Genomic DNA, 24,603 nt, shown 5'->3' on the forward strand with positions numbered 1-24,603 from the left:
GCGAAATGTCAACAGGTGTGACCATCGGTGAAGCGGCCCGACACAGCGGCGTGAAGGTTCCAACCATCCGCTACTATGAGCAGATAGAGTTGCTTCCTGCCGCTGCCCGCAGCGAAGCCAATCGCCGGCAGTATGAAGCGGCAGACTTGCGCCGGCTCGCCTTCATCAGGCACGCGCGCGAGTTGGGGTTCGGGATCGAAGCCATCAGGGCGCTGCTGACGCTGCAGGATAATCCCAGCCAGCCTTGTGCGACCGCCGACGCCATTGCCCAGGCGCGTCTGGCCGACGTGGTTCAGCGGATACGCAGCCTTACAGCATTGAAAGCCGAGCTGGAGCATATGGTCGAAGGCTGCCGGCACGGAAAAGTCTGCGAATGCCGTGTCATCGAGGTGCTGGCGGATCACGATAAATGCGAGCATCCTCACCATTGATTTGCCAGAGCAGAGCTCGCGTCAGCCCCGATGTCGCGGCATCCGGAGCTTGCAAAAGCCGCACTTTACGGTCAACCTGAGCGGATGATGGCACGCCTGTCACCAAAACACCTCCTGGTCATGCTCCTCGCGGTCGTCGTGACCGCCGGGTTCAGCCTATCCGCCGCTCAGGCTGCCGTCATGTCGGCCAGGATGGCAGTCGACGGCCGCATGACCATGGCCGCGGATACCGGCACCACCGACGCCGACATGGCCAAGATGGCCGATGCCAGGGACGGTGACTGCAACGCTTGCCTCAAGGGCTCGGCCGGCAATGACAAACCGATGCAATGTGCGCCGACCTGTGTCGCACCGGTTCTGGCGGTGCTGCCGGAAGCTTTCCCCGTGACGGGACTGCCGCGGGTCGAGCTGCCGTCGGCGCTTACCGCCCCGTTCCTGCACGGGCGAAGTCTGCTGCCCGAGCCATTCCCTCCAAGACCCAGCGCTCTCGTCTGACGCCGTTTCTGCCGTTCCACGGCTGATTAGCGGCGTTTGATCGCCCGGTTGCGCGTACTGCGCAGCGGGCGCGGTGGCAATTCAATCGACGTCGCGACGTTCGCCGTCGGTTACCGCAAGGGTCACAAAAGTGAATTCCGTTTCAAATCCGTTCATAACACGCCGCAAATTCCTGCTTGCGGCAGCAAGCATTGCCGCCGCGCCGATCCGCCCTGCGCTGGCGATGGCCACGGGCGAATACCGGATCAGGGTGGCGCCGGGCCAGGCACGGTTCGCCGGCCCTGATGGTCCGCGCACTCCGGTATGGGCCTATGATGGCACGGTCCCCGGCCCGACACTGCGCTTACGCCAGGGGCAGCCCGCTCGGATCATCGTCGAGAACGGACTGGACGAAGACACCACGGTTCACTGGCATGGCATCCGGCTGCCGAACGCCATGGATGGCGTGCCCGGCCTGACGCAGAAGCCGATCAGGCCAGGTGAAAATTTCATCTATGAATTCACCCCGCCCGATGCCGGCACCTTCTGGTATCACCCGCACGCCAACAGCCTGGTCCAGCTCGGCCGTGGCCTTGCCGGCGCACTGGTCGTCGAGGAGGTCGAGCCGGTCGCCGTCGACCGTGACATTCTGTGGCTGCTGCAGGACTGGCGGCTTGCGGCCGATGGGCAGATCGCCGGCGGCTTCGGCAGTGCCATGGATGCGTCGATGTCGGGCCGCGTCGGCAATGTCGTCACCGTCAACGGCACGGGGCCAGGCGATCGGAGCGTGAAGGCCGGCGAGCGCGTCAGGCTGCGGCTCGCCAATGCCTCGCTTGCCCGCATGATGGCGCTGCGCTTCGAAGGCCACCGTCCGGTCGTCGTCGCCATCGACGGCCAGCCCTGCGATCCGCATGAACCGGAGGGCGGTCGCCTGGTGCTGGCGCCCGCCATGCGCATCGACATCGTGCTCGACATGCAGGGCCACCCCGGTAGCCGCCACGCGGTGATCGACGATTTCTACGACGGCCTCGCCTATACGCTGACCACGCTGGCCTATGACGCAGCGCCGCCGCTGAGAACCCATCCGCTCGACACGCCTGTCGGCCTGCCGCGCAACCCCTTGCCCCAGCCCGACCTCGCTGGCGCCGAGCGCCAGGAGATCGTCCTGCAGGGTGGCATGATGGGCGGCGGCAAGCTCAAGGGCGTCGGCGGCATGATGGGCATGGGGATGATGGGCATGAACGGCGGTGCGGCCTGGGCGATCAACGGCATGTCGATGACCGGCGACGGCCATGCCGGCATGGCGCCGCAGTTCACGCTGAAACGCGGTGTGACCTGCCATCTCACCATGCGCAACGAAACCGCCTGGTGGCACCCGATGCATGTCCACGGCTTCAGCCTGTCGGTCATCTCGCGCAACGGCTCGCCGGTGCCGCACCGGCAATGGCAGGACACGGTGCTGCTCGCCCCCAAGGATACGATCGAATGCGCCTTCGTCGCCGACAATCCAGGCGACTGGATGCTGCACTGCCATGTCGCCGATCACCAGATGGCCGGCCTGATGACGACGTTCCGCGTGACCTGAAACTTTTATCCAACCAAGGAGAACTGCAATGAAACTGACCTACCGCCTTGCCGCACTGTCCCTGCTGATCGCAACGCCGCTGCCCGCCTTCGCCGCAACGATCAACGCCGTCATGTACAAGAACCCGCAATGCAGCTGCTGCGAGTCCTACGCCAACTATCTCGAGCACAACGGCTTCAAGGTCGACATCAAGCCGGTCAACAATCTCTCCCAGATCAGCAGCGATGCCGGCGTGCCGGCCGACCTCGAAGGCTGCCACACGCTGATGGTCGACGGCTATATCGTCGATGGCCTGGTGCCGGTCGAGATCGTCAAGAAGCTTTTGACCGAGCGCCCTGCCATCACCGGCATAACGCTCGCCGGCATGCCGGCTGGCGCCCCAGGCATGGGTGGCGAGAAGCAAGGCCCCTTCGTCGTCTACGCCTTCACCAAGGACGGCAAGGCGCCCACCGTCTACGCGACCGAGTGAGGACATTGTGAGCAAACTAGCCATGGTCCTGGTTGGCATGCTGCTGGCGTTTTCGTGGCCGGTATCAGCCGCTGAGCCGCCGCAGAACTTTGCCGTTCACGAGGCGCCCGTCCCCGTGCCGGAAATCAGCTTCGAGGATGGCAATGGCAAGCCGAAAATGCTTGCGGATTTCCACGGCAAGGTCGTGCTGCTTAACGTCTGGGCGACATGGTGCGCGCCCTGCCGCAAGGAGATGCCGACGCTCGATCGCCTACAGGCCAAACTCGGCGGTCCGGATTTCGAGGTCGTCGCGTTGTCCATGGACCGCGCCGGTCCTGAGATTGTGAAGAAGTTCTTCGCCGACATCGGCATCAAGCACCTCGCCCTCAACATCGACGTCTCGGGCAGGGCCATGTTCGCCATCGGCACCGTCGGCCTTCCGGCAACCCTGCTGGTCGACCGCGACGGCAAGGAGATCGGCCGGCTGATTGGGCCGGCCGAATGGGACGCCCCCGACATGGTCGACTTCATCCGCAGCCGCATCGCCGCCAAGTGAGAAAGGGACAGATATGTTCGGGCTAAAGGCTCGCTGCGTTGCATCGGCTTTGAACGAATGGAGGTGCTTGCTGCTAAGCGTAATTGCCATTGCGGCGCTGACCGCGGGCTTTTCGTATCAGGCGCAAGCCCACTCGCTCGACGAAATCGACGCCACGCTTGAGGCCGACGAGAAATATTTCCAGCCGATCGACAAGCCGGCGCCTGATTTCACGCTGCGCACCGCCGACGGGCGTGTCGTGCGGACGGCCGATCTGCGCGGCAAGGTGGTCGTCCTCCACTTCATCTACACGTCGTGCCCGGATGTGTGCCCCCTTCATGCCGAGAAGATCGCCGAGATCCAGAAAATGGTGAACGGCACGCCGATGAAGGACCGGGTCAGCTTTGTGACCATCACCACCGACCCGACCAGGGACACGCCGGACGTGCTCAGCAAATACGGGCCGGCGCACGGGCTCGATCCCGTCAATTGGCTGTTCCTGACCACGATGGAGGATCAGCCGGAGGATGCGACCCGCAGACTGGCGGAGGCCTTCGGCCACAAGTTCACGCTGACGGATGATGGTTATCAGATGCACGGCACCATCACCCATGTGATCGACAAGGAGGGCCGCTGGCGGGCGAATTTCCATGGCCTGGATTTCGCGTCGGTCAATCTCGTCACATTCGTCAATGCGCTTACCAACAATGTCGAGCGCCCGCACCATGAGCAGGAAACGGGATGGTGGACGAAAATCAAGGGCATGTTCTGAGGCATCATTTGCACGTGCCGGCGGTCCGGCGAAACAGAGGGAAGGAGAACCCTGTGACCCACAAGTCCAATCCATTGAGCGGAGCCGTCGGCAAAATGGCCCGTGCCGTCATGCTGGCCGGCGCGACGATCTGGCTCGCGCTCGGTCTCCACAATCAGGCGATCGCCGCGGGCGAGATGTCCCAGGACCAGTTCGACCAGCGCATTCACGACTACATTCTTGCGCATCCCGAGGTGCTCGTGCAGTCGCTGCAGAGACTCGACGCCCGCCAGCGCGAGGCTGCCGCAAAAGAGGCGAAAGCCGCTTTGACGGACAAGGCGGACGAGATTTTCCGGGACCCGGCGAGCCCGGTCGGCGGCAACGCCGAAGGCGACGTCACCATGGTCGAGTTCTTCGACTACAACTGCCCCTATTGCCGGCAGGTTGCGCCGATCATGGCGCAAGCAATGGCCGACGATCCGCAGCTCAAGATCGTCTACAAGGAATTCCCGATCCTCAGCACGGATTCCGTATTTGCTTCCAAGGCGGCTCTCGCCGCAGTGCGCCAGGGCAAATACATGGCGTTCCACAAGGCCTTGTATGCGGTGAAGACGCGGGTGACCGAAGCGGTCGTGCTGAAGGTGGCTGCCGACGTCGGTCTCGATGTGGCTAAACTGAAGACCGACATGCAGCAGCCCGATATCCAGGCGTCGATCGACCGGAATACGCAACTTGCCCAGGCGCTGAAGATCAGCGGAACGCCAAGCTTCGTCGTTGGCGAGCAGATTTTCCCCGGCGCGACCGACCTCGCAACGATGAAGAAACTGATCGAGCAGGCGAGGACCAGCAAATGAGCCGAATATTTTGCCCAAACCGACGGACTGTTGTTCTGGGAAGCGCCTTTGGCGCCGCTGCGGTCGTGAGCCTGCTCAAGGGGCCGGATTTGGCGATCGCCGCTGAGCATCCCGATCTGGCACGCCGTTTCAGATATCTCAGCCAGAACGGCAACAGCACGTGTTCGACCAAGTTCACGGAATCGATCGCGACCATGCCGGCAACGGCGCGGATCACGGGCTCGTGCTGCAGCCCGATGGAGACGAAGCGCTATGCCGAGCAGGTGAGCGGCCTGGCCAGGTACCGCGAGATCGCGATGATCCCAAGCGATCCGTACGATATTCCGGCCGGCATCGCACAGAAGATGATGCCCTACTACGATGTGAAACTCTCCGGCGAAGAGCAGCAGGCCTACGACTATGCGATGGCCAATTCCAACGAGAAAGGCCCATGCTGCTGCCAATGCTGGCGCTGGAAAGTGTATGGCGGGCTGGCGAAGTTCCTGATCCGCGAGCACGGTTTCACCGGCAAGCAGGTCGTCGACGTCTGGGATCTCTCAGACGGCTGCGGCGGAGGAGAGTAGAGCCGGGCGACAACTCGGCTGCGGTTCAACAAGCGCTCTCAACCTGTTCTACCTTCTTGAAAGGAGCGCTTGACCTTCGGGTGGCTGGAACCGTTAGGCTCATTGCTAACTTCCGGAGGTCGTCCAATTGCGGACCGAACCATGAATGTCGAAAGGCAGCTACTGGCCCTGTCAGAGCGGCATATCGGCAAGGCAGATCAGATGTCGCGGAACACTTGCTGCGGGCGCTGGAGGCGCTGGATTAAAGCCCTGCCCTTTCGGAGTTACCGCGCGGCCAGCATGTTCTGGCCGAAGCCTATTATGAACTCGTTCGTCGATAGCATTGAACGTGCCTTGATTGACCGGCAAGCCACCGCCTTCGTGGGCTGATCGAGTTCGCCTTGACGGGCGTACATGGCGAACTAGTTCCCCTCGCAATCGCCGGTGGCAGCGGCGGCGGGAGGGATGATTGTGATGATGATGGACGGTTCAATGTGGATGATGGGCGGCATGGCGCTCATTTGGGTCCTGGTGCTTGTCACCCTCGTGCTCGCGATCGCGGCGCTGGTCAAATATTTGCGAACCTGACGGCATAGGCAGTCGGGGTCAAAAGAGCAAAAAGGGCGGAAAGTTGTAGTCGTCATCGGAAGCAGCAGCATCATCGGGTCGGCGTCGGAACTGGTCCGGCCCCTCGGCTCTTAACGTCTGTCGCCTTCGGCCCTCTCAGGAGTGGCAAATCGCCGGCTATGAGGTCTGGATGGCGAAGCGCAAAGACACGGTTATTGTTACCGGCAGCACCGGCTTCATCGGCTCGGCTCTGGTCAACAGCTTCGCCGACCGGTTTGCTCTCGTCGGCCTCGACCGGGCGGCGACGCGTCAGCCGCCGCCGGCCGCGGAGTGCGTCTGCATCGACCTGACATCGGAGGACGCCGTGGCAGCCGGCTTGGCGCGCGTGCGGACGGCCTATGGCGCCCGCCTCGCCTCGGTGATCCATCTTGCGGCCTATTTCGATCTCACAGGCGAACGGAACCCGCTCTACGAAAAGATTACGGTTGGCGGCACCGAGAAGCTCCTGCGCGCCCTGAAACAATTTGAGGTCGAGCAGTTTGTCTTCATGAGTTCGATGCTGGCGCACAAGGCTGGCCGACCGGGCGACATCATCGATGAGGATTGGCCGCTCGAATCGAACCTACCCTACCGCACCTCGAAGATCGAGACCGAGCGCCTGATCCATGAGCAGCACGGGGCGATCCCTGTCGTCTATGCCAGGCCGGCCGGCGTCTATGATGATCTCGGCCGTAACGCATTCCTCGCCAATCAGATTGCGCGTATCTACGAAGGGGATCCGACCGGGCATGTATATCCGGGTGACCTGCGCACCGGGCAGTCGTTCCTGCATCTGGAAGACCTCACCGATGCGGTGGCGCGCCTTATAGATCGGCGGAAGAAACTTCCCACGGAGCTGGCGCTGCTTCTCGGCGAGCCTGAGGTCATGGGCTACGGCGAACTTCAAGCCGAGATTGGTCGGTTGATCCGTGGCGAGAACTGGGAGACACGGGAGGTGCCGAAGGCGCTCGCCAAGGCGGGTGCCTGGGTCCAACAGGACGTGCTGGGCGAAGAATCATTCGTTCGTCCCTGGATGGTCGATATCGCCGACGACCACTACGCGATCGATATCAGCCGTGCCCGCAATGTCCTCGGCTGGCAGCCCCGGCATTCCCTGCGCGAGACGTTGCCGCGGATCGTCGACGCGCTCAAGGCAGATCCCGCCGGCTGGTATCGGGCCAACAAGCTCAACGCCGCCAAGGTGGCCGGCAGCGGAACAAAAGCGCGAGAGAAAGACAAGGCGTTCGAGGCCAAACACGACAAGATGAAACCCGGACACATGGCCGAGATGGCGGGGATGGGCAAGCAGATGCTCTGGGCTCATTTCCTGGTCATCACGCTTGGCGTGTGGCTCCTCACCAGCCCGCTTCAGTTCGCGCTGTTCGATCCGGCGGCGGCCGGCACTGTGCGTGACGTCACGCAAGAGCGTGGACTGTGGGAACCGGTGCTGCGCAACGCGCTCACCGGCTGGAGCGACATTGTCTCGGGCTTGCTGCTGATGCTGTTTGGCGGGCTCGCACTGTCGCCGCGTTTTTCCTGGGCGCAATGGGGCACGACGATCGCCGGCCTGTGGCTGCTGTTCGCGCCGCTGTTCTTCTGGACGCCGAGCGCCGCCGCCACAATGAACGACACGATCGTCGGCGCGCTGGCCATCGCTTTCTCGGTGCTCGTCCCGATGATGCCGGGCATGAGCCACGAAGGGATGATGGACGAGAGCACCGTTCCGCCTGGCTGGACCTACTCGCCGTCATCCTGGCTGCAGCGCCTGCCGATCATCGCGCTCGGTTTCTTCGGTTTCCTCATCGCCCGCTATCTCACTGCCTACCAGCTCGGCCATGTGGGTGCTGTCTGGGAGCCGTTCTTCCCCGGCGGAGACGGCAGGAACGGCACGGAATTCATCATCACATCCGACGTTTCTCGAGCCTGGCCAGTCGCTGATGCCGGGCTTGGCGCCGTGGCCTATATGATCGAAACCCTGATGGGCGCGATGGGCACGGCGACCCGCTGGCGCACCATGCCCTGGATGGTGACCTTCTTCTTCATCCTGGTGGTGCCGCTCGGCGGCGTCTCGATCTTCTTCATCATCATCCAGCCGATCATGATCGGCACCTATTGCACACTGTGCCTCATTGCGGCGGCGGCCATGCTGGTCATGATCCCGCTGACGCTGGACGAGGTGGTCGCCATGGGCCAGTACATGCTGCGCAGCGTGCGGGCAGACCGTCCGTTCTGGCGCACCTTTTTCCAAGGCGGGCCGGAGCCGAACGGCGAGGCGGACAAGAACGATCCCGGCTTTTCCACCGCGCTTGCCGCACAGTCCGCCGCAGCCATTCGCGGTGTCACGTTTCCATGGACGCTGGTCGCATGCTGTATCGTCGGCGGTTGGCTGATGGTCTCGCGGCTGGTCTTCGGCACGGCCGGCGCCATTGCAAACAGCGATCACCTCTCGGGCGCCATGATCATCACGATCGCGGTCTGCGCCATGGCCGAGGTGGCACGGCCGTTGCGTTTCCTCAACCTGCCGTTCGGGTTATGGCTGATCGCAGCGCCCTGGCTGCTCGACGGCGCGACCAGAGGTTCGACATTGAACAATGCCGTTGCAGGGCTAGTTGTGATCGGCCTCAGCCTGCCTCGGGGGCGCCGAAGCAAGGAGCACTACGGCTCATGGGACCGCTATGTCGCCTAGACGAAGCCTGGAACCGGCTTGGTCTTGCCGCTCAGTTGCGCGCCCAGCGTCAGTGCCTGCGGGAAATTCTGGACGATCGCCGCCATCAAGGTGGCGCTGCCGGGGCGAAGGGCAATTCCGGCAACGGCCGCGGCGGCGTAGACCCGTGTCGAAAACAGTCTTTTCCAGGCCGCCTCGTAGCGTCTGGCGGCAGCCTCGCGCCCCGCTCGGCCACCTGGAGTGGATGCGAGTTCGCATGCCAGCAACCAGCCGGACTGAAGCGCCATCGAGATGCCCTCGGCGATGACAGGATGAGACTCTCCGGCTGCATTGCCGACGCGGAAGATGTCCCCTTCGTAGCACGAGCGAATTCCCGGCCGGATCGGACCTGCGGCAAGCCACGGACCGTCGAGGAGAGCCGGTTCCAGGGCGTCCCTCACGCCCCGGCATGAATTCAGGAGATGCCGGGAGACCGCATCGGCGGCCGACACGTGGCTCCGTTGTTTGGGGCCATATTGTTTACGCAGCCGCGCGAGCATATCGCGCCGGATGCAGCACGAGATCGACAACCGGCCATGATCCGCCGAAACCATGCCGCCATAGCCGCCGGGGAAGGCCAGCAGAGGCATCAAATCCGGCGCCAGGAACGACCCGGTGAAATGCGCCTTGAAGCCGAGCAGGTCCGACGGGCGATTGGCCTTTGCGAGCTGGCTGGGCAATGGTCCCGGTTCCCAGGAGCCGTGAGCGGCGACAATCACCGGCGCACGCAACATCGCCGCTTCATCCCCGGCCTGAATTCGCACCCTTTGCATCTCACCGTCCGGCTCGATGGCGACGGCGCGGCAGGGCTGGAAGATTTCGACACCCGCCGATCGCGCCGCCTGTAGAAGCAGAGAGTCGAGAATGTCCCGGCCGAGCGCCCGGCCAAAGCCATCTTTCGCACGAGGCCCAGCTCCTGCACGTGGCATTGCCGCGTCGACGCAGGTCTCGCCGGAAAACAGGCCGACGCGGCGGATTTCGGGGCCGGCATTGGTACGCCAGGCATCGCCGATCTCGAGCTGGTCGAGAAGCGCAAGATTGCTTGCCGAGATGTATTCGCCGCAGACCTTGCGGCGTGGAAACGCGGTCTTTTCCACAATTGCCACGGCCCATCCGCGCCGGGCCAGCGTGAGCGCGACGGAGGTGCCCGCCGGGCCGGCGCCGATGATGATCGCGTCATGGTTCGACAATCGCGTCATGGGTCGTTGCCGGCGCTGGCGCCGACGAAGACGTGGGAAAACAGGCCGGCGCGCCGTTCCTCGACCGGTTTGCCGTTGGCCGCAAGCCAGAGACCGGAAAGCTCGCTGCCGCGAAAGCCGGCACGCACGCTTTGCGCCGCGTCGTTTCGTGTGACGTCGTTGGCGCCGATTGCCGGCAGAAGACGGGTCGCGGCCAGCGGCAGTTTCGCCCGCAGCGGCTCTGTCGCGATGAGCAACGGGGCTTTCGGCCTGATCAGCGAAAACAGACGCACGAGCTGCGCATCGTCGAGGTGATGCAGGAACAGATTGACGGTGACGGCGTCGAACGGCGCACCCTCGATCTTTCCTGCCCAGTCGAAGACATCGGCGGTGACGCCTTCGGCCTTCCATCCCAGCCTGTCAAAATCACCGCGCAATTGCGCGGTGACGAGGTCGACGCGGTCGAGCATCACCAGTTCGACCCCGGGCCAATGCCTGGCCATGCGCCGCGCCACCGCCAGCATGAAGGAGCCATCGCCGGCGCCGATCTCCAGAATGCGGCGTGGCGGCGTTGGCACGAACCTCCTGAGCAACGACGTCATGATCGGCACCTGAAACATCAGCATATTGATGCGCCGAAGGTCGCGGCGCGCGGCCAGCGCTCGCGAATCGTCGGCCGCAAGTCCGTCGAGGATTTCCGGCGCGAGCTGCCGGTGCTCCAGGCCGCTCATGACACCGTTCGAAAGAGCATGGTTTCGGCCGTCAGCCCGGGTCCGAACGACATGCCGCAGCCGAGCAGGCCGGGTGGCGCCTTCAACATCTCCTTCATCACGAACATGACGGTCGCCGACGACATGTTCCCATACTGGCGCAACACCTCGCGCGATGGTTCCAGCGCGGTGGGCTCCAGTTCCAGGGCCCTTTCGACGGCGTCGAGCACCGAACGTCCACCCGGATGCACGGCCCAAAGGTCGATTGCCTCGGTCGGCCGGCCGCCGAGCATGGCGGCCTGGCTGTTCCGCAACGCCTCATGAATCGCTGCCGGCACCTGGCCGGAAAGAACCATTTCGAAGCCGTGGTCGCGAATATTCCAGCGCATCAGATCCCGCCGCTCCCTCGCCACCAGACAGTGAAAGCTATCGAGCTCGATGCCGGCCGGCTCGGCGGTAATGAGCGTGGCCGCGCAGCCGTCGCCCCAGAGGCAGAACGACAGCAGTTTTTCCAGCTCGGTGGTTTCGCGCAGATGCATCGTGCAGAGCTCGATATTGACCAGCAGGACCTTGGCCTGCTGGTCGGAGCGGACGATGTGGCGGGCCAGCTTGAGCCCGTTGATCGCCGCGTAGCAACCCATGAAACCGATCATCGTGCGTTCGACACTATCGGGAAGCCCGCAACGCGCGATCAGCTCCAGATCGATGCCCGGCGCCGAAAAGCCAGTGCAGGTGGTGACGATAAGATGGGTGATGCGGGAAGCGTCGTCGCCAAGCTGCAATCCGTCGATGCCCTTTTGCGCCAGAACAGGTGCGGCATCGTCGAACATCGCCATTCTCGCCGCTGTTCCGGGAAACGCGCCCCGGATGAAGGTCCCGGCCAGGTCGGCAGTTGGTCCTTCGGGGTCGGACGCCGGCGCAAAGCAGGAATAGCGGTGCTCGATGCCGGCAAGATCGGCCATGCGTTCGAAGAGTCTCCGGCGATCGGCCGCGAGCATGGAAGCCGCGAAACGCAGGTAGAATTGATGAACCTCATGCTCCGGCACCGCCGTCGCGATCCGGTTGATATAGGCGTTGACGGGCATATTCTGTCTCCTCGGCGTGTGCACGGTGTAACGTGCCGCCGGAGGGTCTTTGCTCATCGGCACCCGGTGTCGAACACCGGGTTTTGAGCGCTGTTCGATAAACGTTTCCGAAAACTGATTTCTTCCCGAAGGTTCAGTATGTGTTGGCAGGCAAACGGTTGGAGCCGGCGGGCGGTTGCGTCAGGCATCCAAAATCGCCACATCATGTTGACCTTCCATCTACTGGAAGGTCTATTTCCTCCGACAAAGGAGATTTTCCACCATGAACATCGGTATCGCATCCGAAAAATCCGGCCTGCCGTCCAAGACGATCCGTTATTACGAGGACATCGGGCTCTTGCATCCGGCTCGGACAGACAATGGCTATCGCGATTACTCGACGGCCGATATTCACCGGCTGCGCTTCCTGCAGCGCTCGCGAAGCCTGGGGTTTTCGGTCGACGAATGCCGCCAGCTGCTGTCGCTGTACCAGGACAGGGAACGTGATAGCGCCGACGTGAAGGCGATCGCGAAAGCCAAGCTGGTGGAGATCGACAGGAAGATCGCTGAACTGGTCGGATTGCGCGGCTTGCTCCACCATCTGGTCGGTCACTGCCACGGCGACGAGCGGCCGGATTGCCCGATCATCGACGAGCTGGCAGGACAAGGCGTCGCCCAGTGAGGCTCGCAGCCGCTGTAACGGTGCTATCGCTTGCCTGCGTCTCTGTCGTGCTCGCTGCCGCCCATTCGGACCATGATGCGGTCATCGAGGCTCGCCAGACCTCGATGAAGGAAATGGCCGCGGCGGCAAAGGCGATCGCTGGGATGTTCGACGGCAAGCAGGCGTACGACGCCGCGGCCTTCAAGGCGGCGGCCGAGACCATCCGCGCCCGCACCGGCCCTTCCCTGATTGCCGAATTCCCCAGCGCGACATTGGGCGCGCCTTCAGGCGCCAAGCCGGATATCGACCCCGCCCGCGCGGAGTTCGAAGGGCTGGCTCGCCACATCGGGACGCTGGCCAGCGCCCTGGCCTCCGACGCCGAGCGGGCGCTGCCGCGCATCACCGACGACATGAGAATGGGTTCCGGCCTGGCGATGGGCGGTGGCAGCCTGCTTGGCAAGCGACCATCACTCGCGGAAGCCGATCCCACTAAATTGCCGGCGGAGCACCTCCTGCATCTCATCTTGCAGGATTGCTCGAGCTGCCATTCGAAGTTCCGGCAAAAGGTCGAGTGATAGCGTCAGCTCCGCTGCAGCTGACCCGCCATGAAATTGCGCCAGCCGCCGAAATGCGAAATCTCCTTTGCATCGGTGAGGCCGGCACTTTCGACGAGGAAGCCTTTCGGCGAAGTTCCGTCATCAAGCAGAAGCGTCCCGATGCCGAGCGGCGGCGGGATCGCGGCAACAAAGCGCCCGAACGCTTGTGGCGAGAGCCGCCAGACTTCGACCTCGATCGCTGCCCCCTTGCCATTGCAGCTGCGCTCGAGCCCCGGTCGCGACACCGACTGGCCGGCGAGCGCATAAAGCCGGTAGAGCGGCGCCGTTCTTGCCGCCCGGGCGAAAATCGCGCCGAGCTGCTGCAACTGGCCGTTCAGCGCCATCCCCGATAGATGCGCGCCGACCACGGCCAGCTCGATCGTGCCCTCGTCCACGTCCACGCGAACATCGCCACGCGGCGGCAGCGGCCAGCCTGTAGCGCCCAGCGCAAGGCCGCTTGCCGCATGGACATCCTGCGCAAGCGACGCCGTCAGATGGTCCTTGCCCGCCGCGGCAAGCAAGGTGACGCTCATCGGCAAACCGTCGCTACGAATTCCGGCCGGCACGGCTATGCCGCACATGTCGAGCAGATTGACGAAGTTGGTGTAAGTGCCAAGCCGGCTGTTGGTGACGATCGGATCGGCCAGCACCGCTTCGACTGTGTAGTGCGTCGGCGCGGTCGGCACGCAGAAAACGTCGACCGAGGCGATGACCGGCGCAAGCTTGGCCTTATAGCCTTGCAGGGCATAGAGCCCCCTGAAAGCGTCCGCGGCGGAAAGTTTTCGCGCACCGCCGATGATCTGCCGCGTCACCGGATGCATGGCGGCCTCGTTGGCATCCATGAAGTCCCTGATCGCGGCGTAACGCTCGGCTACCCAGGCGCCTTCGTAAAGCAGGTTGGCGGTGGCGTAGAAATCGCCGAACGGGATTTCGACCAGCCTGCAGGCCAGCGTCTCCAGCGAGGCAAGAGCGGCCGCGAAGCCCGACTGCATCGCCTCGTCGCCGAAGAAGGTCCAGTCCGCCCTGGCCGGCACGCCGACAGTCAGCACCGGCGGGCGCGCGGCAAGGCCCTGGACGCCGGGGTCACGCGAATAGGGGTCGGCGTCGTCCTTTGCCGCCGCCGCCTCGAACACGCGGTAGGCGTCATCGACGGTGAGCGCGAAGACCGAGACGCAGTCAAGCGTGCGGCAGGCCGGCTCGACGCCGGCGGCCGACAGCGCGCCGACGCTCGGCTTCAGCCCGACGATGTTGTTGAGGCCGGCGGGTATGCGCCCAGAACCGGCTGTGTCGGTGCCGAGCGCGAACGAGACGATGCCGCGCGCGGTTGCGACGGCCGAACCGCATGAGGAGCCGCCCGGCACCAGTTTCGGGTCGATCGCATTCCTCGGGATCGGATAGGGCGTGCGCACACCGACCAGGCCGGTGGCGAACTGGTCGAGGTTGGTCTTGCCGACGACGAGCGCGCCGGCGGCCTTGAGCCGCGCGACGACGGTGGCGTCTTTCGCCGGCAAGTAGGCATATTCCGCACAAGCCGCCGTGGTCGGCATGCCGGCAACATCGATGTTGTCCTTGACCGCGAACGGCACGCCCCACAGCGGCTTTGCCACGGGATCGAACGGGCCGAGCTTTTCCGCCTCAGCAAGCAACTCCGCCCTGCTCGCCAGATGGATGAAGATGCCGGGGTCATCGGCCGCCGCGAGCCGCGCATGGACCGTATCGATCATCTCGCCGATGCTGACGCCGGCCTGATAGGCAGCGTGCAGGCTCGCTATGTCGAAGCGGATGTCGCTCATTTGGCCTCGCCCAGAATGACTACCGGCAGGTTCCACTGGATGAGCACCACGCAGCCATCCTTCGTCCACACCGAATGCTCGGTTCCGACCGGGTTCAGGATCACGCTGCCCGCGGCATGATCGCCGTTCTCGTCGCTCTGTGTGCCTTCCAGCACGATGATCGTTTCCAGCCCGGCATGGCGATGGCGCGGCACGCCGGCGCCGGGCCGGTAGTTCAGGATGGCGACCGACGGTTCCATCGGTCCACCCTTGAGCAGCCAATGCGCCGTAATGCCATCGCGGAAAGGCTCGAACGGCAGATCGCGCCAGCCACCATTGAGGAGGCCGGCAAAGGCAAGGTTAGGCATTGGCAATCCCCTCGAGCACCTGGTCTGTCGTCGCCGTCCAGCCGACGATGGCGCCCTGTGCCCTGATCATGGCAAGGGCTGCCGCCTTGAACTCGGCAAAATAGCTCTCGGTAGCATCCTCGGCCAGCAGGCATTCATAGCCGCGGTCGTTGGCCTCGCGCATCGTCGTCTGCACGCAGACCTCCGTCGTCACTCCGGCAAAGACCAGTTGCTGTGCGCCGAGCCGCTTCAGGTCATCGCCGAAGCTGGTGGCATAGAACGCGCCCTTGCCCGGCTTTTCGATGACGATTTCGCCAGGCAGTGGCGCAAGTTCATCGAGGATCGCCGTTCCCGGCTCGCCGACGATCAGCACACGACCCATCGGCCCGACATCGCCGATCCGGATCGATGGGTTGCCGCGGTTGCGCTTGGCCGGCGGCAGATCCGAAAGGTCTGCCTTGTGGCACTCCATCGTGTGGATCACCGGCAGGCCAGCGGTGCGGAACCCCTCGATCAATCTCTTCACCGTCGGCACAATCGCCGCCACCCGGCTGACGTCGTTGCCGAGGCTGGCGCCGAAGCCGCCGGGTTCAGCGAAATCGCGCTGCATGTCGATGACGACCAGCGCCATCGCCTCAGGCTTGAAGGAGAACGGAAACGGCAGCGCCTCGATCTCCGCCATCAGTGATGTCCCGCCATGTGCTCGCCGATCGTCTGCACGCTCGCCTGCGCAATCGGCGTCTCGTAGACCAGCGCGCCGTCCGACATGACGAAGATGCGGTCCGAGAGCTCGAGCAGCTCATCAAGGTCCTCCGACATAAGGAGCACCGCGGCGCCGGCATTGCGCGCCTTCATGATGCGGGCGCGTATTTCGGCGACGGCGGAGAAGTCGAGGCCGAAGCAGGGGTTCGACACGATGAGCAAATCGACCTCGCCGGTCAGTTCCCGCGCCAGCACCGCGCGCTGCACATTGCCGCCCGAGAGCGACGAAATCGGCGAAGCGAGGGATGCCGTCTTGACCTTGAACTGTTGGACCAGACGGGCCGCGTAGTCCCTGATCGCGCTCATCCTGATCCAGTTGACCGGCTTGCCGGCCTCGTTGAGGTCGAAGGTCCGGAAGGCCATGTTTTCCGCCACCGTCATCTTCGGTGCGCAGGCATTGCGCAAGGGCTCCTCCGGAATGAAGCGGACATTGAGAGTGCGCGCCTCGCTGCGGCTGGCGCCATAGGGCGAGCCTTTCACCAGAACGTCGCCGCCATTGCGCGCCCGCTGTCCGGCAAGGACTTCGAGAAACTCCTTCTGGCCGTTGCCGGAGATGCCGGCAATGCCGACGATCTCACCCGACTTCACATCGAGTTCGCCGATGTCGATGGTTTTCAAGCCGGTGCGGTCGGGCGCCTTCAGCGACTTTACCGTCAGCACCTGCCTGGCGCCGGCCGGCACCGGGGCGCGGCTGTCGAGCGCGGCGATCGGTTGGTCGCCGATCATCATCGCCGCCATCTGCTTGTGGGAAAGTTCGGAGACCTTTCCGGTTCCGGTCAGCCTGCCCTTGCGCAGCACGGTGATATCGTCGGCAAAGGCCGTCACCTCGTGGAATTTATGCGAGATCATCAGCACGGTGAGGTCGCCGGTCCTGGTCATGTCGCGCACCAGGCCAAGCACTTCGTGTGCCTCGCCGGGAGTGAGCACCGAAGTCGGCTCATCGAGCACCAGGAAACTGCGGCCGAGATAGAGCTGCTTGATGATTTCGAGCTTCTGCTTCTCGCCGGCCGCAAGTTCCGCCACCTTGACGTCGAGCGGCAGCTTGAACGGCATCCGCTGCATGAATTGCGCAAGTGCGGCGCGCTCCTTGCGCCAGTCGACGACGCCGGGCACCTTCTCGCGCGAAATAACCAGGTTCTCCGCGCCGGTCAGCGACGGGACCAGGGTAAAGTGCTGGTAGACCATGCCGAGCCCCAATGCCGAGGCATCCTTCGGACTGGCGATCGCGACCTCGCGGCTATCAACCAGCATGTCGCCGGCGGTCGGATGGTAAAAACCCATCATGCATTTGACCAGCGTCGACTTGCCGGCGCCGTTTTCGCCGAGCAGCGCATGGAACGATCCCGCCGGCACCTTGATCGAGACGTCGTCCAGCGCGGTCAAGGCGCCGAAGCGCATGGTCATGCCGATGGTCTCGACGCCGACGGCTTTCTTGCCGATGCTTCCGCTCAAGATCGTGTCCTCACGGCAGCTGCGCGACGAAGGATGCCGAATTCGACACCGCGCCGAACACGCCGCCCTGCATCTTGATCATCTTGATCGCGGCGAGATGGTTGCCGTAATCGGTCGCGCCGCAGCAATCCTCCAGCATGACGCATTCGAAGCCGCGATCGTTGGCCTCGCGCATCGTCGTGTGGACGCAGACGTCGGTGGTGATGCCGGTCAGCACGATGTTGTCGATGCCGCGCTGGCGCAGGATCAACTCCAGGTCGGTGGCGCAGAACGAGCCCTTGCCCGGCTTGTCGATGATCGGTTCGCCCGCCGCCGGATAGAGGTCGGGGATGATGTCCCAGCCGGGTTCGCCGCGCACCAGGATGCGCCCGCAAGGTCCGGGGTCGCCGATGCCGGCATTGATGCGGCGCGAACGCCAGCGCTTGTTGGCCGGCAGGTCGGCGAGATCGGGCCGGTGGCCCTCGCGCGTGTGGATGATGGTGTAGCCCTTGGCCCGCATGGCTGCGAGCACCGACTTGATCGGCTCGATCGGCGCCCGCACCAGCGAAAGATCGTAGCCCATATGATCGACATAGCCGCCCGGCCCGCAGAAATCGGTCTGCATGTCGATGATGATCAGTGCCGTATTGTCCGGCCGGAGCTCGCCATTATAAGGCCATGGATAAGGGTCGGCATCGATGTAGCGCTGGGTGATCTCGGCTCTGGCGTTCATCGGAAAAAACTCCAGTCATTTGGTGATCGACAATTCGCCCGGCGCGCCGGCAAGCGAGCGGCTCGGCGACGAGGTGGCGATCATGATGATGAGCGTGAGGATGTAAGGTGCGGCGTAGAAGAGATAGTAGCCCTGCGTCACCCCGACCGACTGCAACGCCGGGCCCAGCGCGCCGGCGCCGCCGAACAACAGTGCCGCGGCAAAGCAGCCAAGCGGGTTCCAGCGCGCGAAGATGACCAGCGCCACCGCCATCAGGCCCTGCCCCGACGAGATGCGTTCGGTCCAGCTGCCGGGATAATAGAGCGACAGATAGGCGCCGCCGATGCCAGCGAGCGCACCGCCGACACCTGTCGCAAGCAGGCGCACGGTGTTGGGATTGAGGCCCATGGCGCGCGCCGCATCGGAGCTGTCGCCGACGACGCGCACGATCAGGCCGGCGCGCGTATTGCGGAAGGCCCACCATAGGAACACGGCAAGTGCGGCACCAATCAGGAACAGGATGTTGACGTTGAGCGCCGCCTGCACCTGCGGGATATCCGACCAGCCACCGAAGGCGATGGCCGGCAGGTCTGGTGCCGAGGGCTGGATGAACGGCTTGCCGAAGAAGAAGGCGAGACCGGAGCCGAACAGCATCAGCGCGATGCCGATGGCGATGTCGTTCACCCCGCGGAATTTGCAGATCCAGCCGTGGAACAGCCCGAAGCAAAGACCGGCACCTGCGGCAGCCAGCAGGCCGAGCCATGGCGAGCCGGTCATCACCGCGACGGCGTAGGCGGTCATCGCACCGAAGACCAGCGTGCCTTCGAGGCCAAGATTGATGCGGCCGGAGCGCTCGGTGATGGCTTCGCCGAGCGAGACGAAGATGAAGGGCGTCGAAACGCGGATGGCGCCGCCGAGGATGGCGAGCGGCACGCCCCACAGGCCGATCTCGGTCGCGTCCATCAGGAGCCCCTCTTCCACAGATCGGGATTGAAGACCTTGAAGCGGCCGTAAAAGGTTTCGCTGAACAGGATGACGACGAAGAGCATGCCTTGCAGCACCAGCACGGTGGCGTCGGGCAGGTCCATGCGGCGCTGGATCAGCCCGCCCGAAGCGCCGATGCCACCGAGCAGGAAAGCGACCGGGATGATGGCGAGCGGATTGTGGCGGGCGAGGAAGGCGACGAGGATGCCGGTATAGCCGTAGCCGGCGGCGAGCGAGGCGTTGGCGCTGCCTTGCACGGCGCCGACCTCCAGCATGCCGGCCAGCCCGGCACAGCCGCCGGCGAGCCCGGTGAAGCCGACGATCAGCGGCCCGACGGCAAGCCCTTGCACCTGGGCCGCCCTGACATTGCCGCCGGCGATGCGAGCGGCAAACCCCCAGCGCGTCTTTTCGATCAGCAGCCAGGACAGGACGCAGGCGAGAATGCCGACGACGAGGCCCCAGTGCACGTCCATGCCTGGAATGTTGCCGATGCGGTAGGCATCCGCCAGCGGCTCGGTCGAGGGTTTGTTGAGCGAAGCCGGATCGCGCAGAGGCCCTTCGACCAGATGGTTCATCAGCGCGATGGCGATATAGGCCATCAGCAGACTGGAGATGGTTTCGTTGACGGCGCGGTAGTGGCGGAGTGCGCCGACGGCACCGATCCAGATGCCGCCGGCGACCACGCCCGCCACGCCCATCAGCAGGATGACCAGAAAAGCCGGCGCGCCATTCGCCGCGACGCCGATGGCGGCGGCGGCAACGCCGCCCAGCACGATCGCGCCTTCGCCGCCGATGACGACGAGGCCTAGTCGTGCCGGCAGCGCCACGCAGAGCGCTGCCAGTAAAAGCGGTGCTGCCCGCGACAGCGAGTTCTGGATCGAGAACCACGAGCCGTAGCCGCCGCGCCACATCGTCTCGTAGAGTTGCACCGGCGATTTGCCGACCAGCGCGATGAACACGCTGAACAGCGCCATGCCGACGATCAGCGCCGCGAGCGGTATGACGAAGGCTTCCGCCCGCCGCGCCGTCCATTCGATCGCCGCCGGATAATTCCTGGCGCCAAACAGCGCTGGTGCGCCCGCAGTGCTGACAGTGTCTGCCATGGCCCCGTCTCCGATCCGGTTCAGGCGGTCGAACCGACGACGCCCTCGACCAGGTAGTCCATGCTTTCGAGTTCGAGCGCGGTCTCGGCGAAGGCCTGGCCTTCGGTCGCGACGACGACGCCCTTGTTGCTCTTCAGCGGACCCTTGATGACGGAAAAGCCGCCTTTCATCATTTCGGCCAGCGTGCCGTCGAACTGCTTGCGGGCGGCGTCGCCGACGGCGGGGCCGAGCGGGCTCATCTTGACGAAGCCGTCGGCCAGGCCGCCGCGCGTGAAGTTGGGCAGCGGCGTGCCGGCCACCAGATCGTCGACGAACATCTTGTAGACCTTGGCCCAGTTCCATTCCGCGCCGGTCAGGTATTTTTCCGGCGCCAGCGGGCTCTGGTTGGCATGATAGCCGCAGACGAAGGCGCCACGCCCGGCCGCCGTCTCGACCACCACCTTGGGGCTGTCGACATGGCAGGTGATGACGTCGGCACCCTGGTCGACCAGCGCATTGGTGGCCTCCGCCTCCTTGACCGCCAGCGACCACTCGCCGGTGAAGATCACCTGGCAGGTGATGGTCGGGTCGACCGAGCGCGCGCCGAGCAGGAAGGAATTGATGTTGAGCAACACCTGCGGGATCGGCTTTGCCGCGACGAAGCCGAGCTTCTTGGCTTTGCTGGTGTGACCGGCGACGACGCCGTTCAGATACTGGCCCATGCCGATATAGCCGAAATAGGAACCGGCATTCATCGGATGCTTGTCCTTGTTCCACATGCCACCACAATGGCGGAACTGCACGTCGGGGAATTTCGCGCACATGGCGAGCATGTGCGGATCGAAATAGCCGAACGAGGTCGGGAAGATCAGCGACGCACCGTCGAGATTGATCATCGATTCCATCGTCTTCTGCACGTCGACCGTCTCCGGCACGTTCTCCTCCTCGACGACGGAAATTCCTTCGATCCCCTTCAGCGTGGCGGCCCCTTCGGCATGCGCCTGGTTGTAGCCGTAATCGTCCTTTGGCCCGACATAGATGAAGCCGACGGTGGCCGTCGCGGCGAAGGCCCTGCTGATCGGAAACGATGCGGACGCAAGGCCGAGCGCCGCTCCGGCGGCGGAGGTCTTGAGCAGGTCGCGGCGGCTAAGCATGAATCTCTCGGACATTGAATGCTCCCTCTGTGGGGCCTTTCGGGGCCGGTTAACACCTCAATGAAAGAAGTGTATGCAATCAGCATGCCAGTTTCAGAAATGAGATTTATTCAGCAATATCAATGAGTGTGTCGATGTGGGCTGCACAAAGCCGGAGCAATTGCATACACTTTTTGCCTCCAAAATCGCCAATTTGACATGAAGGCTAAAACATAGGCATACAGAGATGCGGAGGAATCGAAGCCGGTGAGTGGCTTACGGCTCTAGCGAAAAGACTGGACGGAGGAGACGTGTCGGGAAAGCGCAATTTGATCAGGTCGGGCACGACCGTCGATCAGATGGTGAGGGCGATCAGCGACCGGATCGTCACCGGTTTCCTGCGCCCGGGCGAAAAGCTCGACGAGGCCTCGCTCGCCGCCCGCTTCGACGTCTCACGCACGCCGATCAGGGAAGCGCTCAGCCGGCTCAGCGCCATGGGGCTGGTCGAAAGGCGGCCGAACCGCGGCGCCACCGTCGCCGTGGTGACGCAGGAGCACCTCGCCTCGATGTTCGAAAGCATGGCCGAGCTTGAAGCGATCTGCGCGCGGTTCTCGGCCGAGCGCATGACCGCTGGCGAGCGCCGAACGCTGGAGGCCGAGCACCAGGCCTCGGCGCGCTTGGTGCAGCTCGGTGCCGAAGAAGAGTATGAGCTTTTCAACACCGAATTCCACACCCGGCTCTATCGCGGCGCCCACAGCAAGCACATTTATGAACTGACCGTCATGACCCGCGGCCGGCTGGCGCCGTTCCGGCGCGCGCAATTCATGCTGCCCGGGCGGCTGGCCCAGTCCTGGCAAGAACATGACGCCATCGTCACCGCAATCATGCGCGGCGACAGTGCGGCGGCCGGAACAGCCGCCAAGGATCATGTCTCGATCGTCAGCGAGGCGAGCGCCGTCTTTGCGATCGGCGATCGCCCCAAAGGCAGGACCGAGCCGTTCCCGACATCGGCTTCCTAACCGTCAATCGACCAGCACGGCGACCACGGCAGCGCAGTCGCCGGCCTTGACCAGTCCCGGAAAATGCCGCGCCGCCAACAGACCGGACATTTTGGCGCGGATCTCCTGCGGAGCGCCGCCGGTGCGGCCTATGGAATGGATACGTGCCAGCACCTGGTTCTCTGCCACCGGCTCGCCGAGATCGATCATCGTTTCGATCATCCCGTCGTCCTCGGCGAACGAGAAGCAATCGCCAGACGGCATATCGAGCCAGCGGGTTGGCTGCATCTCGACCGCGCCGGCGACGATGCCGGCATGGCGCAGCACATTGAGCACGCCGCGACGTGCGATCCGCACCGTTTCCGCGCGCGAAGTCCCGCCGCCGCCAAGCTCGGTGGTGATGAACAGCTTGCCCATCTCTTCGGCGGCAGTGTCGAACATGCCGACCGCGTCGATCTCCAGCATTTTCATCGACCATGGTGCGGAGAAGGCTTCAACCGCAGCGAAACCCTTCGCTTCCAGCACCTTGTCGGGCCGGATGTGGGCGGCGCAGAACGGCACGAAGTCGAGCGTCTTGCCGCCGGAGTGGAAGTCGAGCGCGATGTCTGTACGGGGCAGAAGCTCGCGCTGGAAATAATCGGCGATCTTCTCGGTCACCGTGCCGTCGGGCCGGCCGGGAAAGCTGCGGTTTAGATTGCCCTTGTCGATCGGCGAGGTGCGCGTGCCGGCGCGGAACGCCGGATAGTTCATCGCCGGCACGATGATGATCGTGCCGCTGACGTCTTTCGGGTCGAGCGTACGGGCGAGGTCATAGAGCGCCAGCGGCCCCTCGTACTCGTCGCCATGATTGCCGCCGGTGAGCAATGCGCTCGGCCCCTTGCCGTTGCGGATGACGCAGATCGGGATCATCACCGATCCCCAGGCGGAATCGTCGCGGCTGTAAGGCAGGCGCAGGAAACCGTGCTGCACGCCGTCGCGCTCGCAATCGACGGTCGGTGTGATCGGTGACGGGCGAAGGCTGGACATCGGGCTCAATTCTTCACCACCAGTTTGCGCGGCACATTCGCCAGGCACTCGACGCCCGTCTCGGTGATCAGGATGGATTCGGTGATTTCCAGCCCCATCGTCTCAAGCCACAAGCCGGTCATGAAATGGAAGGTCATACCGGGCTTCAACTCGGTGCGGTCGCCTGGACGCAGGCTCATCGTGCGCTCGCCCCAGTCAGGCGGATAGGAAAGCCCGATCGGGTACCCGGTGCGATTGTCCTTGACGATGCCGTACCGCTTCAGCACCGCGAAGAAGGCGTTGGCGATGTCCTCGCATGTGTTGCCGGGCTTGGCGGCGGCAAGTCCCGCCTCCATGCCTTCCAGCGTCGCCTTTTCGGCATCGAGGAATTCCTGCGTCGGTTTACCAAGGAACACAGTCCGGGAAAGCGGACAATGGTAGCGGTTGTAGCAGCCGGCAATCTCGAAAAAAGTGCCCTCGCCCGACTTCATCGGCCTGTCGTCCCAGGTCAGATGCGGCGCCGATGCGTCAGTGCCTGACGGCAGCAGCGGCACGATCGCCGGATAGTCGCCGCCAATGCCATCGACGCCGCGCGTGCCGGCATCATAGATCTCGGCGACCAGGTCGCATTTGCGCATGCCGACCTCGATCTTGTCGACAATGCGCTCGTGCATTGCCTCGACGATGCGGGCGGCTTTGCGCATGTAGTCGATTTCGGTCGGGCTCTTCACTGCGCGCTGCCAGTTGACGAGTGCCGTGGCGTCGACGAAGCGGGCATTGGGCAGATGTCTCTGCAGCGCTGCGAAGGCAGCGGCCGAGAACCAGTAATTGTCCATCTCGACGCCGATGCTGAGCTTGCCCCAGCCGCGATCGGAGAGCACGCTGGACAGAAAATCCATCGGATGGCGCTCGGTCGACTGCACATAGTGGTCGGCATAGCCGACGATGTTGTCGTGCGCGAGATAGGCGGTGCGCTTGGCGCCGTTGGCGTCCTGGCCGCGCCCGTACCACACCGGCTCGCCCGACGGCGGCACGATGACAGCCTGGTGCACGTAGAACGACCAGCCGTCGTAGCCGGTCAGCCAAGCCATGTTGGACGGATCGCTGACGAGCAATAGATCGACGCCCTTGGCCTCCATGACCTTCCGCGTCTTGGCGAGGCGCTCTGCATATTCGCCGCGCGAGAATTTCAAATTGGGCTGCATTGTTCTTGGTCCTCGTTTGTTGGGCCTTGCGGC

26 protein-coding genes are annotated in these 24,603 nt (G+C 64.0%); 13 read left to right on the top strand and 13 right to left on the bottom strand.

Going from position 1 to position 24,603, the window contains the following annotated elements:
• Positions 1-5 precede the first annotated feature (5 nt).
• The 10 genes from NKI47_RS02720 (at position 6) to NKI47_RS02765 (ending at position 8,912) form a co-directional block, all read left to right on the top strand.
• Positions 6-431, top strand: a complete 426-nt coding sequence (locus tag NKI47_RS02720) for a MerR family transcriptional regulator (RefSeq protein WP_352455405.1) — start codon at positions 6-8, stop codon at positions 429-431.
• Positions 432-518: 87 nt separating this feature from the next.
• A complete protein-coding gene (locus NKI47_RS02725) occupies positions 519-926 on the top strand; it encodes a hypothetical protein (RefSeq protein ID WP_352587235.1) in 408 nt (135 codons plus the stop codon).
• A gap of 130 nt (positions 927-1,056) precedes the next feature.
• Positions 1,057-2,490 carry a multicopper oxidase family protein gene (locus tag NKI47_RS02730; RefSeq protein ID WP_352587238.1) on the top strand — a complete coding sequence of 478 codons (1,434 nt, stop codon included), beginning with the start codon at positions 1,057-1,059 and terminating at the stop codon, positions 2,488-2,490.
• Positions 2,491-2,518: 28 nt separating this feature from the next.
• On the top strand, positions 2,519-2,959 hold the full coding sequence (locus tag NKI47_RS02735) for a DUF411 domain-containing protein (RefSeq protein WP_352452325.1): 441 nt from the start codon (positions 2,519-2,521) through the stop codon (positions 2,957-2,959).
• Positions 2,960-2,981: 22 nt separating this feature from the next.
• The gene (locus tag NKI47_RS02740; protein ID WP_352587241.1) at positions 2,982-3,494 is read left to right on the top strand and encodes a TlpA family protein disulfide reductase; all 513 of its coding nucleotides are present in this window, start codon (positions 2,982-2,984) and stop codon (positions 3,492-3,494) included.
• A gap of 67 nt (positions 3,495-3,561) precedes the next feature.
• Entirely contained in the window at positions 3,562-4,245 is a 684-nt protein-coding gene (locus NKI47_RS02745; protein WP_352587244.1) for an SCO family protein, read from the top strand.
• A 53-nt stretch (positions 4,246-4,298) separates the two neighbouring features.
• Positions 4,299-5,078: a DsbA family protein gene (locus NKI47_RS02750; RefSeq protein WP_352587248.1), complete on the top strand. Its 780-nt coding sequence runs from the start codon at positions 4,299-4,301 to the stop codon at positions 5,076-5,078.
• A gap of 65 nt (positions 5,079-5,143) precedes the next feature.
• Complete coding sequence (locus NKI47_RS02755) at positions 5,144-5,641, top strand: hypothetical protein (RefSeq protein WP_352587251.1); 498 nt, start codon at positions 5,144-5,146, stop codon at positions 5,639-5,641.
• Between the two features lie 141 nt (positions 5,642-5,782).
• A complete protein-coding gene (locus NKI47_RS02760) occupies positions 5,783-6,010 on the top strand; it encodes a hypothetical protein (RefSeq protein ID WP_352587254.1) in 228 nt (75 codons plus the stop codon).
• Between the two features lie 367 nt (positions 6,011-6,377).
• Positions 6,378-8,912, top strand: coding sequence for an NAD-dependent epimerase/dehydratase family protein (locus NKI47_RS02765; RefSeq protein WP_352587257.1), 2,535 nt, complete (start codon positions 6,378-6,380; stop codon positions 8,910-8,912).
• Here the strand turns inward: NKI47_RS02765 and NKI47_RS02770 are convergent.
• The 3 genes from NKI47_RS02770 to NKI47_RS02780 are packed head-to-tail and all read right to left on the bottom strand — an operon-like array spanning position 8,909 to position 11,903.
• The gene (locus NKI47_RS02770; protein WP_352587260.1) at positions 8,909-10,129 is read right to left on the bottom strand and encodes an NAD(P)/FAD-dependent oxidoreductase; all 1,221 of its coding nucleotides are present in this window, start codon (positions 10,127-10,129) and stop codon (positions 8,909-8,911) included. The two genes, NKI47_RS02765 and NKI47_RS02770, sit on opposite strands and share 4 nt — an antisense overlap.
• Positions 10,126-10,839: a methyltransferase domain-containing protein gene (locus NKI47_RS02775; RefSeq protein WP_352587263.1), complete on the bottom strand. Its 714-nt coding sequence runs from the start codon at positions 10,837-10,839 to the stop codon at positions 10,126-10,128. The genes NKI47_RS02770 and NKI47_RS02775 overlap by 4 nt, the downstream gene beginning before the upstream one ends.
• A complete protein-coding gene (locus tag NKI47_RS02780; RefSeq protein ID WP_352587266.1) occupies positions 10,836-11,903 on the bottom strand; it encodes a type III polyketide synthase in 1,068 nt (355 codons plus the stop codon). The genes NKI47_RS02775 and NKI47_RS02780 overlap by 4 nt, the downstream gene beginning before the upstream one ends.
• A gap of 262 nt (positions 11,904-12,165) precedes the next feature.
• Here NKI47_RS02780 and cueR point away from each other — a divergent pair, with 262 nt between their 5' ends.
• Entirely contained in the window at positions 12,166-12,564 is a 399-nt protein-coding gene (cueR, locus tag NKI47_RS02785; protein WP_352587269.1) for a Cu(I)-responsive transcriptional regulator, read from the top strand.
• Positions 12,561-13,118, top strand: coding sequence for a cytochrome c (locus NKI47_RS02790; RefSeq protein WP_352587272.1), 558 nt, complete (start codon positions 12,561-12,563; stop codon positions 13,116-13,118). The genes cueR and NKI47_RS02790 overlap by 4 nt, the downstream gene beginning before the upstream one ends.
• 5 nt (positions 13,119-13,123) lie before the next feature.
• Here the strand turns inward: NKI47_RS02790 and atzF are convergent, their stop codons facing one another.
• From atzF to NKI47_RS02830, 8 genes are read right to left on the bottom strand one after another with little or no spacing between them, the layout of a single operon-like run.
• A complete protein-coding gene (atzF, locus tag NKI47_RS02795) occupies positions 13,124-14,932 on the bottom strand; it encodes an allophanate hydrolase (protein ID WP_352587275.1) in 1,809 nt (602 codons plus the stop codon).
• On the bottom strand, positions 14,929-15,279 hold the full coding sequence (locus NKI47_RS02800; protein WP_352576466.1) for a cupin domain-containing protein: 351 nt from the start codon (positions 15,277-15,279) through the stop codon (positions 14,929-14,931). The genes atzF and NKI47_RS02800 overlap by 4 nt, the downstream gene beginning before the upstream one ends.
• Positions 15,272-15,940, bottom strand: a complete 669-nt coding sequence (locus tag NKI47_RS02805; RefSeq protein WP_352576464.1) for a cysteine hydrolase family protein — start codon at positions 15,938-15,940, stop codon at positions 15,272-15,274. Before NKI47_RS02805 ends, NKI47_RS02800 begins: the two co-directional genes overlap by 8 nt.
• Positions 15,940-17,472 (bottom strand): ABC transporter ATP-binding protein, encoded by a 1,533-nt coding sequence (locus tag NKI47_RS02810; protein ID WP_352587279.1) that lies wholly within the window; start codon positions 17,470-17,472, stop codon positions 15,940-15,942. Before NKI47_RS02810 ends, NKI47_RS02805 begins: the two co-directional genes overlap by 1 nt.
• 10 nt (positions 17,473-17,482) lie before the next feature.
• Positions 17,483-18,184 carry a biuret amidohydrolase gene (biuH, locus tag NKI47_RS02815; RefSeq protein WP_352587282.1) on the bottom strand — a complete coding sequence of 234 codons (702 nt, stop codon included), beginning with the start codon at positions 18,182-18,184 and terminating at the stop codon, positions 17,483-17,485.
• Positions 18,185-18,199: 15 nt separating this feature from the next.
• A complete protein-coding gene (locus NKI47_RS02820) occupies positions 18,200-19,126 on the bottom strand; it encodes an ABC transporter permease (protein WP_352587285.1) in 927 nt (308 codons plus the stop codon).
• Positions 19,126-20,250: an ABC transporter permease gene (locus tag NKI47_RS02825; protein WP_352587288.1), complete on the bottom strand. Its 1,125-nt coding sequence runs from the start codon at positions 20,248-20,250 to the stop codon at positions 19,126-19,128. The genes NKI47_RS02820 and NKI47_RS02825 overlap by 1 nt, the downstream gene beginning before the upstream one ends.
• A gap of 20 nt (positions 20,251-20,270) precedes the next feature.
• Complete coding sequence (locus NKI47_RS02830) at positions 20,271-21,398, bottom strand: BMP family ABC transporter substrate-binding protein (RefSeq protein ID WP_352576456.1); 1,128 nt, start codon at positions 21,396-21,398, stop codon at positions 20,271-20,273.
• A 323-nt stretch (positions 21,399-21,721) separates the two neighbouring features.
• On the opposite strand from NKI47_RS02830, the gene NKI47_RS02835 reads away from it, so the two are divergent.
• A complete protein-coding gene (locus tag NKI47_RS02835) occupies positions 21,722-22,381 on the top strand; it encodes a GntR family transcriptional regulator (protein ID WP_352455454.1) in 660 nt (219 codons plus the stop codon).
• A 3-nt stretch (positions 22,382-22,384) separates the two neighbouring features.
• Here the strand turns inward: NKI47_RS02835 and doeB are convergent, their stop codons facing one another.
• Together doeB and doeA are read right to left on the bottom strand one after the other, a co-directional pair.
• Complete coding sequence (gene doeB, locus NKI47_RS02840) at positions 22,385-23,386, bottom strand: N(2)-acetyl-L-2,4-diaminobutanoate deacetylase DoeB (protein WP_352587293.1); 1,002 nt, start codon at positions 23,384-23,386, stop codon at positions 22,385-22,387.
• 5 nt (positions 23,387-23,391) lie between these two features.
• Positions 23,392-24,570, bottom strand: a complete 1,179-nt coding sequence (gene doeA / locus NKI47_RS02845) for an ectoine hydrolase DoeA (protein WP_352587296.1) — start codon at positions 24,568-24,570, stop codon at positions 23,392-23,394.
• Positions 24,571-24,603 lie beyond the last annotated feature (33 nt).

It is taken from the genome of Mesorhizobium sp. M0633, from assembly GCF_040320645.1.
In the GTDB taxonomy this organism is placed as follows: domain Bacteria; phylum Pseudomonadota; class Alphaproteobacteria; order Rhizobiales; family Rhizobiaceae; genus Mesorhizobium.